This is a genomic window from Microcoleus sp. CZ3-B2, from assembly GCF_036705055.1.
Classification (GTDB): domain Bacteria; phylum Cyanobacteriota; class Cyanobacteriia; order Cyanobacteriales; family Microcoleaceae; genus Microcoleus.
Window position 1 is genome coordinate 1 of the sequence record NZ_JAUBTN010000113.1, and the last position, 8,234, is coordinate 8,234.

The window sequence follows — 8,234 nt, forward strand, 5'->3', positions numbered from 1 at the left end:
TAGTCATTAGTCATTAGTCATTAGTCATTAGTCATTAGTCATTAGTCATTAGTCATTAGTCATTAGTCATTAGTGCTGTCCCCCCGAGCTTTCCGTCCAATGTCATCAGGAAGAAGGAAGAAGAAAGAAGGAAGAAGGAAGAAAACTTATCAAACTTTTCTCTTTCTTCTAAACTCCCGAACCCTCGTTCCCAGGCTCTGCTTGGTAACGCATATCTAGAGGCTCTGCCTCGCATTTCTCTCCCAGGTTTCCGGCGAGGCAGAGCCTCGTGACACGCATTCCTAGGCAGAGCCTAGGAACGAGAAGAATGAGAACAAAAAACTGTAAACTGCATTGAGGCAAAGGAAAAAAAGAGATGATTGTTGAAAATAGTCAAGTAATTCTATCCGTCCGCGATTTAACTGCGAATGTGGATGATACCCAAATTCTTAAGGGTTTGAATCTGGAAATTAAATCGGGTGAAATTCACGCGATTATGGGTACAAACGGTTCTGGAAAAAGCACTTTGTCCAAAATATTAGCCGGCCATCCTGCTTATACGGTGACGGGTGGAGAAGTTACTTTTATGGGACAAAATCTCCTGGAATTACCGCCGGAAGAACGTTCTTTGGCGGGTATATTTTTGGCTTTCCAATATCCTTTGGAAATTCCCGGCGTTAGTAATGTGGATTTCTTGCGCGTGGCTTACAATTCTCACCGCAAACATCGGGGATTGGAAGAGTTGGATGCTTTTGATTTCCAAGATTTAATCGAGGATAAGCTGGATGTTGTAAAGATGAATCCGGCTTTCTTGAGCCGCAGCGTCAATGAGGGTTTTTCTGGGGGCGAAAAAAAGCGCAACGAGATTTTGCAAATGGCGCTGTTGGAACCGAAGTTAGCTATTTTGGATGAGACTGATTCTGGTTTGGATATCGATGCTCTCAAGATAGTCGCCGGCGGTGTGAATCAGTTGTCAACTGCTGAAAATTCGATGTTGGTGATTACTCACTATCAGCGGTTGCTCAATTACATTATTCCTGATTTTATTCATGTCATGGAAGCGGGCAGAATTATCTTAACTGGCCCGAAAGAGTTGGCGCTGGAATTGGAAGAGCGCGGTTATGATTGGGTTGTGGAAGAGGAAGCAGCAGGAGTTGGGGCGCGATGATAAATACGCAAGTTGCTACTAAGGAAATGTTTTTGGCTGATTTGGTTAATCAGTGCAGCAAGTTGGAGGTTGCTAATAGCAAAGGTTCGGCTTACGGGTTGCAGGATTTGCGGGATGCGGCGACTGAATACGTGCTTGCTGCAAGTTTTCCGACGGTGAGGGATGAGGAGTGGCGCTTTACTGATTTGTCGTCGATGTTGCAGGTTCCTTTTCATGTACCGCAAAGCTATCAGTCAACGGTTAAGCTGGCTGATATTGTTATGCCTGTGAAGAATCGGGATGATTTACCGTTAAGATTGGTATTTGTTAACGGTTTTTATGCGCCGGATTTGTCAACGGTGGAGTCGGCGGTTTTGCCGAATTTGCCGGACTTTTATGCAGGTAATTTATCTAATGTACCCGAAAAATATCGATCGCGCATTACCGATGTTTTGAGCAAGCACAGCCAACAAACGGAAGTGTTTACAGCCCTGAATACTGCGGGTTTGGCGGATTCTGCGGTGGTGTTCGTGCCGGCCAATATGTCCGTGGAGCTGCCGATTCACTTGCTGTTCCTGAGCGCACCCGGTGCATCTGCGACGATGTGTCAGCCGCACTGCTTAGTCATAGCTGAGGCTGGCAGCAAAGTTACGCTGATTGAGGATTACACCACAATCGGTAATTTACCCGCTTTTACGAATGCTGTAACGGATGTTGTTGTAGGTGAAAATGCCACGGTGAACCATGTTCGGCTTCAGCGGGAAACTTTGAATGTGGTTCATATTGGCAAAAGTGCGATCGAGCAATCGCGCAACAGCAGCTATACTTGTCATGCTATCAGCTTGGGCGGCAAAATATCGCGCCACAATTTAGAAGTGTTGCAAGGCGGCGAAGGCACGGAAACAATTCTCAACGGTTTAACCGTAGCCTTTGGCGAACAGTTAGCAGACACTCACAGTCTAATTGATTTCAATCACCCCCACGGCACAAGTAAGCAATTGCACAAGTGCATTGTTGGTAACAAAGCTCGCGCAGTATTTAACGGCAAAGTTTTCGTTCGCAAAGCCGCACAATTGACAGATGCCGGACAGTTGAGCCGGAATTTGCTGCTTTCGCCGAGGGCGCGCATCGATACCAAACCGCAGTTAGAAATTGTGGCGGATAACGTTAAATGTTCCCACGGTGCAACTGTCAGCCAATTAGAAGATGATGAGCTTTTCTACTTGCAAAGTCGCGGTTTGGATTTGGAAAGAAGTCGCTATTTGTTGATTGATGCTTTTGCGGCGGAAATTCTCAATATGTTGCCGATTATTGGGGTGGCGAAAATGCTTTCTACTTGTGTGGCTGTGCAAGAATAACTGATAGAGACAGATTAGGACACAGCAGTGCTGTGTCCCTACCACATATTGCACCATTTTTAACAGCTTGTAGGGGGGGTTCACGAATAATAATTGCCTAAAATCAACAATCTCGTAAACCCGCCCCCACCCAACGACAAATCACTAACTTCAAAAAATATGACACTTATTCAAGAAAAAACCTTAGCCTCAAAAGTTCGTGGCGACTTCCCGATTTTGAATGAAAAAGTCCACGGGAAACCGCTAGTTTATTTAGACAATGCAGCTACTTCCCAAAAACCTCTGGCTGTACTCAATGCTTGGCGCGATTACTACGAACAATACAATGCTAACGTGCACCGCGGCGCTCACTCTCTCAGTGCTAAAGCGACTGATGCTTACGAAGGTGCGAGAGATAAAGTTGCAGCGTTTATCAATGCGGCTTCGCGACAAGAAATTGTTTACACTCGCAACGCCACCGAAGCGATTAATTTGGTTGCTTATTCTTGGGGTTTAAACAATCTGCAAGCCGGAGATGAAATTATCCTGTCGGTGATGGAACACCACAGCAATCTGGTGCCTTGGCAAATGATTGCTCAAAAAACTGGCGCGGTGCTGAAGTTTGTTGAGTTGACGGAGACTCAAGAGTTTGATTTAGCACAGTTTAAAACGCTGATTTCAAATAAAACTAAGTTGGTTTCAATCGTTCACGTTTCCAATACTTTGGGCTGCATCAATCCGGTTAAAGAAATCTGCGAAATTGCCCACAGTTTCGGCGCAAAAGTTTTAATAGATGCTTGCCAAAGCGTGCCGCACATGGTAGTAGATGTGCAAGCAATGGATTGCGATTGGCTGGTGGCTTCGGGTCATAAAATGTGCGCTCCGACTGGTATCGGTTTTCTGTACGGGAAACTGGATTTGCTTAGAGAAATGCCTCCGTTTTTTGGCGGTGGCGAGATGATTGCTGATGTGTTTCTCGAATATTCTACCTATGCTGATTTGCCGCACAAGTTTGAGGCGGGGACTCCGGCAATTGGGGAGGCGATCGCCCTTGGTGCCGCAATCGATTATCTTAATAACATTGGCATGGATAAGATTCATGCCTGCGAAGCCGAATTGACGGCTTATCTGTTCCAACAATTGCGCCAAATTCCACAGATTAAAATTTACGGGCCGCAACCGGACAGCAACGGCGAAGGTAGGGCAGCTTTGGCGGCATTTACTGCGGGAGAAATTCACCCTCAAGACTTGTCTACCATGTTGGATCAGGAGGGGGTCGCGATTCGTTCGGGGCATCACTGCACGCAAGCTTTGCACCGCTATTTGAACATTTCATCTACTGCACGGGTGAGTTTGTATTTTTACAATACTCGCGAGGAGATTGATGTGTTTGTGAAGGCGTTGAAAGAGACGATCGACTTTTTCAGTTAGATGATGGGGTAAGTTGGTTGGTGATGGTTCGCTGGTATAAATTTAGAAGCGATCGCCCTTTTTTTACCGCAGATGAAGACAGATGAACACGGATGAACGCGGATGAAGAAGAGAGCGATCGCACCCCCAAATCCCAAAACCAGAACGGAAGCTGGTAAAATAGGGGCAGTCAACCCAAAGGGAAAGGCAAAAATATAAAGTGTGTTTGATGAACTAGCTGCATACAGACAAAGCCTCGGTTTATCACTGGCTGGCAGCGAAACCGATAAATCAACCATAGCTAAACGAGAAATAGCAGGTCAAAGTTTTTTTGGCATCAACTCTGGCAGCAACCCCTATCGCCGCCAAATAACTTTTAATGTCAATCCTATCACCAAAACCCACGCTGAAGCCGATGCTTTTCAACAAGCAGCCGATGCGGGCCTTAGAGGAGGTAAAGCACGTTTGATTTGCGATCGCGAACTTTGTGCGGCTTGCGGCTTAAGAGGTGGAGTAAACTCTATGGCTTGGCAGTTAAATATAGCAGAATTAGAAATTATTACTCCCAGTGGAAGTAAGACAATAACAGTTCAACCGCCAAATAGAAGGAGATAATAATGTTTGTATCAAACCTATCAGCAGAAAATTGGGTTGGCAACCAAGATGAAGGCGATCTAATAGAAAATCCCACTTGGAGTCAAATAGAGCAAGCCATCCGCGAGTTAAATGGGAAAACTAAAACTTTAGTTACCTTGGCTGCAGATGACGAGTGTTATATGAGCATTGGCGGCGGCGAATTAGGAAAATATATTATCAACATAACTTTTGACAATGTTAGCTTCCATAATTTAGTAGATCCATCAAAACCAGATGCAATAGAAAAGCTAGTTATCGGCGGACAAGAAGGTAATTATTCCGCCAGGATGTGTGTAAATTTAGAGACGGCACTGTTGGCAGCTCAAACATTTACTGTATCACGACAACTTCAAATATCGCTGTCTTGGGAAGAAGAGAAAGAATTAGCGGTGTCATCAAATAAGATTTAACACAACTTAAGTGAAGTGCGATCGCCCTTTATGACTATCCGCGTTCATCTGCGTGCTTCTGCGGTTGAATCACCTCTTAATTTAGCTTTTAAGAGCGAGTTTTAGGACGCAAAAATAATTCAGAAAACTTGATTTTGGGATGGCCTAACCGCTTTCTCAACCCTTCCATATAAATGTAAAATACTGGAGTCAAATACAGGGTTAAAATTTGCGAAAATAGCAATCCGCCGACGATCGCAATTCCCAACGGGCGGCGCGATTCCGAACCGCTACCCACGCCCAGGGCGATCGGCAAAGTGCCAATTAATGCCGCCATTGTCGTCATCATAATCGGACGGAAGCGCACGACACAAGCTTCGTAAATGGCATCAAAGGCGCTGTGGCTGCTGTCTTGTCGCTGTTTCTCGATCGCAAAATCCACCAGCATAATCCCATTTTTCTTGACAATTCCCACCAGCAAAATAATCCCGATAAACGAATACAGATTCAATTCCACCCCAAAAATCACCAGAGTTAACAGCGCACCAAATCCGGCTGATGGTAAACCTGACAAAATTGTCAGCGGGTGAATAAAATCCTCGTATAAAATGCCGAGAATTAGATAAATTACTAAAATTGAAACCACTAACAACCAACCTAAATCGTTAAATGATTGGTTGAATACCTGGGCTGAACCTTGAAAACTTGTTGTTACTGACGGCGGCAAAACTTCCTGGGCAACTTTCTCAATGGCGGCGGTTGCTTGACTCAGCGATGTGCCTGGAAGCGTATCAAAAGAGATTGTAGCAGAAGGCAATCCGCTTAGGTGATTGACTGTGAGCGGGCCGACTGTTTGGGTGATATTTGCGATCGCACTTAACGAGATCATTTGTCCGGTATTCGATCGCACGTACAGCATCGACAAAGCACTCGGATCGCGCTGAAACTCAGGCTTTAATTCCAACACAACCGTAAATTGATTGTTGGGAGTATAAATCGTCGAAACCTGTCCTGAAGCGTAAGCAGCGCTGAGGGTTTTCTGCACTTGTTGCGGGCTAACACCGACAATTGCTGCTTTAGCGCGATCGACTTTAACCTCAAGCTGAGGCGTGCTCAATTGTAAATCGCTATCGACACCGCGCAATCCCGGCAGCGTTTTAACTTTAGCTAACAATGCCGGCACCGCTTGACGCAGCGCTTGCAAATCTAAACTTTGCACCGTAAACTGATATTGCGAATTCGTTTGTTGACCGCCAATCGGAATTGCGGCCGGAGAACGCAAAAAAGCTTGAATGCCAGGAATTCCGCGCAATTTCGGAGTTAGTTTTTGGATAATTTCATCCGCACTGAGGCGGCGTTGCGAGATCGGTTTGAGCCTAATTGTAATCCGTCCGTTATTCGCCGATGCGTTCGGGCCACTCGCACCTACAGTTGAATTCAACGCTGCAATATTTGGATCTTTCCGAAGGATATCAACAATTTGCTGTTGGTGAATCATCATATCATCAAACGAAATATCTTGCGCTCCTTTCGTGTTAGCCATCAATTGTCCGGTGTCTTCAGTCGGAATAAAACCTTTCGGAACTAAAACAAACAAATAAGCCGTAAATACCAGGAGAACAACCGAAACAATCAGCGTTAAAAAACGGTATTTCAAAACAGGTTTAAGCGTCCATTCATATCCTTGCAAAAGTAGTTCAAATCCCCGCTCCCAGAAGCGGTAGAAGCGGTTGGTTTTTTGGTGGTGGGACGGGGATTTGAGAAATCGACTGCACAACATCGGTGTCAGGCTCAGAGATACAAAGCCCGACACCAAAATTGCTACAGCAATAGTTACAGCAAATTCGTGAAACAATCTACCGATTAATCCACTCATAAACATCAGAGGAATAAACACTGCTACCAATGAAAGCGTCATCGAAAGAATGGTAAAACCAATTTCTTTCGAGCCTTTCAATGCTGCTTCTAGGGGCGCTTCTCCCATTTCTTGGTGGCGGACAATATTTTCCAAAACTACGATCGCATCATCCACCACAAACCCCACTGAAAGCGTCAGCGCCATCAGAGACAAGTTATCTAACGAGTATCCCAACTGATACATCACAGCAAAGGTGCCAATAATCGCCACCGGCAAAGCTAAACTCGGAATTAGCGTCGCTGTGATGTTCCGTAAAAAGATAAAAATTACTAAGACAACCAGACACACCGACAACACTAAGGAGAACTTCACATCGTCTACAGAAGCCCGAATAGATTGAGAGCGATCGTACATAATTCCCATTTCGATCGATTGGGGAATTTGTTGTTTTAGTGAAGGTAACATTCGCACTACCGCATCGACAATATCAACGGTATTTGCATCGGGTTGAGGCTGCACTGCAAGCAAGATTGCAGGTTGATTGTTGACTTGTCGATCGCTGTACAAATTCAACACTTTGTTGTTCTGCACGTCATCAATGACATTGCCTAAATCTTGCAGGCGCACTGCTGCGCCATTTTGGTAAGCAACAATCAGCGATCGATATTCTGCTGCAGTATTTAATTGACCGTTTACCTGAATTAAATAGCTTTTTTTATCGCCGGAAAGGCTACCAGTTGGTAAGTTAACATTTCCTTGAGTAATGGCGGTTCTAATTTGATCTAACCCGATTCCCCTCGCAGTCAATTCTCGCGGATCGAGTTGAATCCGCACGGCATATTCTTTCTGCCCGTAAACCTGCACCTGCGCCACACCATCTATCGCCGAGATTGGTTGGGCCACCGTCACTTCTGCGGCTTCGTCTACTGCTGCAATGGATAGGGTTTTTGAGTACAAATAGAGGTAGAGAATTGGCGAAACAGAAGGGTTAACCTTGCGGTAGCTGGGCGCTTTGGTCATTCCAGCGGGCAATGAACCTGCGGCGGCGGCGATCGCAGCTTGTACGTCTTTAGCAGCAGAATTGACGCTGCGGCTGAAGTCGAATTGCAGGGAAATTCTGGCGCTACCGGTGGAACTTGTAGAGTTAAAAGAATTCAGCCCTGCTATTTCTGTAAACTGCCTTTCTAGCGGTGCGGCGACGGAGGATGACATGGTTTCTGGCGTTGCACCGGGTAAGCTGGCGGAGACGCTGACAAAGGGATATTCTACGTGCGGCAGGGCGCTAATTGGTAGCAGAAAATAACTCATTAAACCGAAGATTAGAATGCCGACTGTGACTAAGGTAGTCATTACGGGGCGGCGGATAAAGATTTCTGATAGGTTCATAATTATTAAGGAAGAAGTCAGTAGTCAGTAGTCAGTAGTCAGTAGTCAGTAGTCAGTAGTCAGTAGTCAGTAGTCAGTAGTCAGTAGTCAGT

6 protein-coding genes are annotated in these 8,234 nt (G+C 45.4%); 5 read left to right on the top strand and 1 reads right to left on the bottom strand.

Annotated features, from left to right (window positions below):
* The first annotated feature begins 355 nt into the window (after positions 1-355).
* The 5 genes from sufC (at position 356) to QUA97_RS27515 (ending at position 4,919) form a co-directional block, all read left to right on the top strand.
* Positions 356-1,147, top strand: coding sequence for a Fe-S cluster assembly ATPase SufC (gene sufC, locus QUA97_RS27495; RefSeq protein WP_333197439.1), 792 nt, complete (start codon positions 356-358; stop codon positions 1,145-1,147).
* Positions 1,144-2,484, top strand: coding sequence for a Fe-S cluster assembly protein SufD (sufD, locus tag QUA97_RS27500; RefSeq protein ID WP_333197442.1), 1,341 nt, complete (start codon positions 1,144-1,146; stop codon positions 2,482-2,484). The genes sufC and sufD overlap by 4 nt, the downstream gene beginning before the upstream one ends.
* A gap of 159 nt (positions 2,485-2,643) precedes the next feature.
* Positions 2,644-3,894, top strand: coding sequence for a SufS family cysteine desulfurase (locus QUA97_RS27505; RefSeq protein ID WP_333197444.1), 1,251 nt, complete (start codon positions 2,644-2,646; stop codon positions 3,892-3,894).
* Positions 3,895-4,095: 201 nt separating this feature from the next.
* Positions 4,096-4,488 carry a deaminase gene (locus tag QUA97_RS27510; protein ID WP_194071166.1) on the top strand — a complete coding sequence of 131 codons (393 nt, stop codon included), beginning with the start codon at positions 4,096-4,098 and terminating at the stop codon, positions 4,486-4,488.
* Positions 4,489-4,490: 2 nt separating this feature from the next.
* A complete protein-coding gene (locus tag QUA97_RS27515; RefSeq protein ID WP_333197448.1) occupies positions 4,491-4,919 on the top strand; it encodes an Imm1 family immunity protein in 429 nt (142 codons plus the stop codon).
* Between the two features lie 88 nt (positions 4,920-5,007).
* Here QUA97_RS27515 and QUA97_RS27520 read toward each other — a convergent pair whose 3' ends face one another.
* Positions 5,008-8,142 (bottom strand): efflux RND transporter permease subunit, encoded by a 3,135-nt coding sequence (locus QUA97_RS27520; RefSeq protein ID WP_194071164.1) that lies wholly within the window; start codon positions 8,140-8,142, stop codon positions 5,008-5,010.
* Positions 8,143-8,234 lie beyond the last annotated feature (92 nt).

Coding starts and splice junctions, on each gene's coding strand:
- sufC (WP_333197439.1), top strand. CDS start 356: ATGATTGTTGAAAATAGTCAAGTAATTCTATCCGTCCGCGATTTAACT.
- sufD (WP_333197442.1), top strand. CDS start 1,144: ATGATAAATACGCAAGTTGCTACTAAGGAAATGTTTTTGGCTGATTTG.
- QUA97_RS27505 (WP_333197444.1), top strand. CDS start 2,644: ATGACACTTATTCAAGAAAAAACCTTAGCCTCAAAAGTTCGTGGCGAC.
- QUA97_RS27515 (WP_333197448.1), top strand. CDS start 4,491: ATGTTTGTATCAAACCTATCAGCAGAAAATTGGGTTGGCAACCAAGAT.
- QUA97_RS27520 (WP_194071164.1), bottom strand. CDS start 8,142: ATGAACCTATCAGAAATCTTTATCCGCCGCCCCGTAATGACTACCTTA.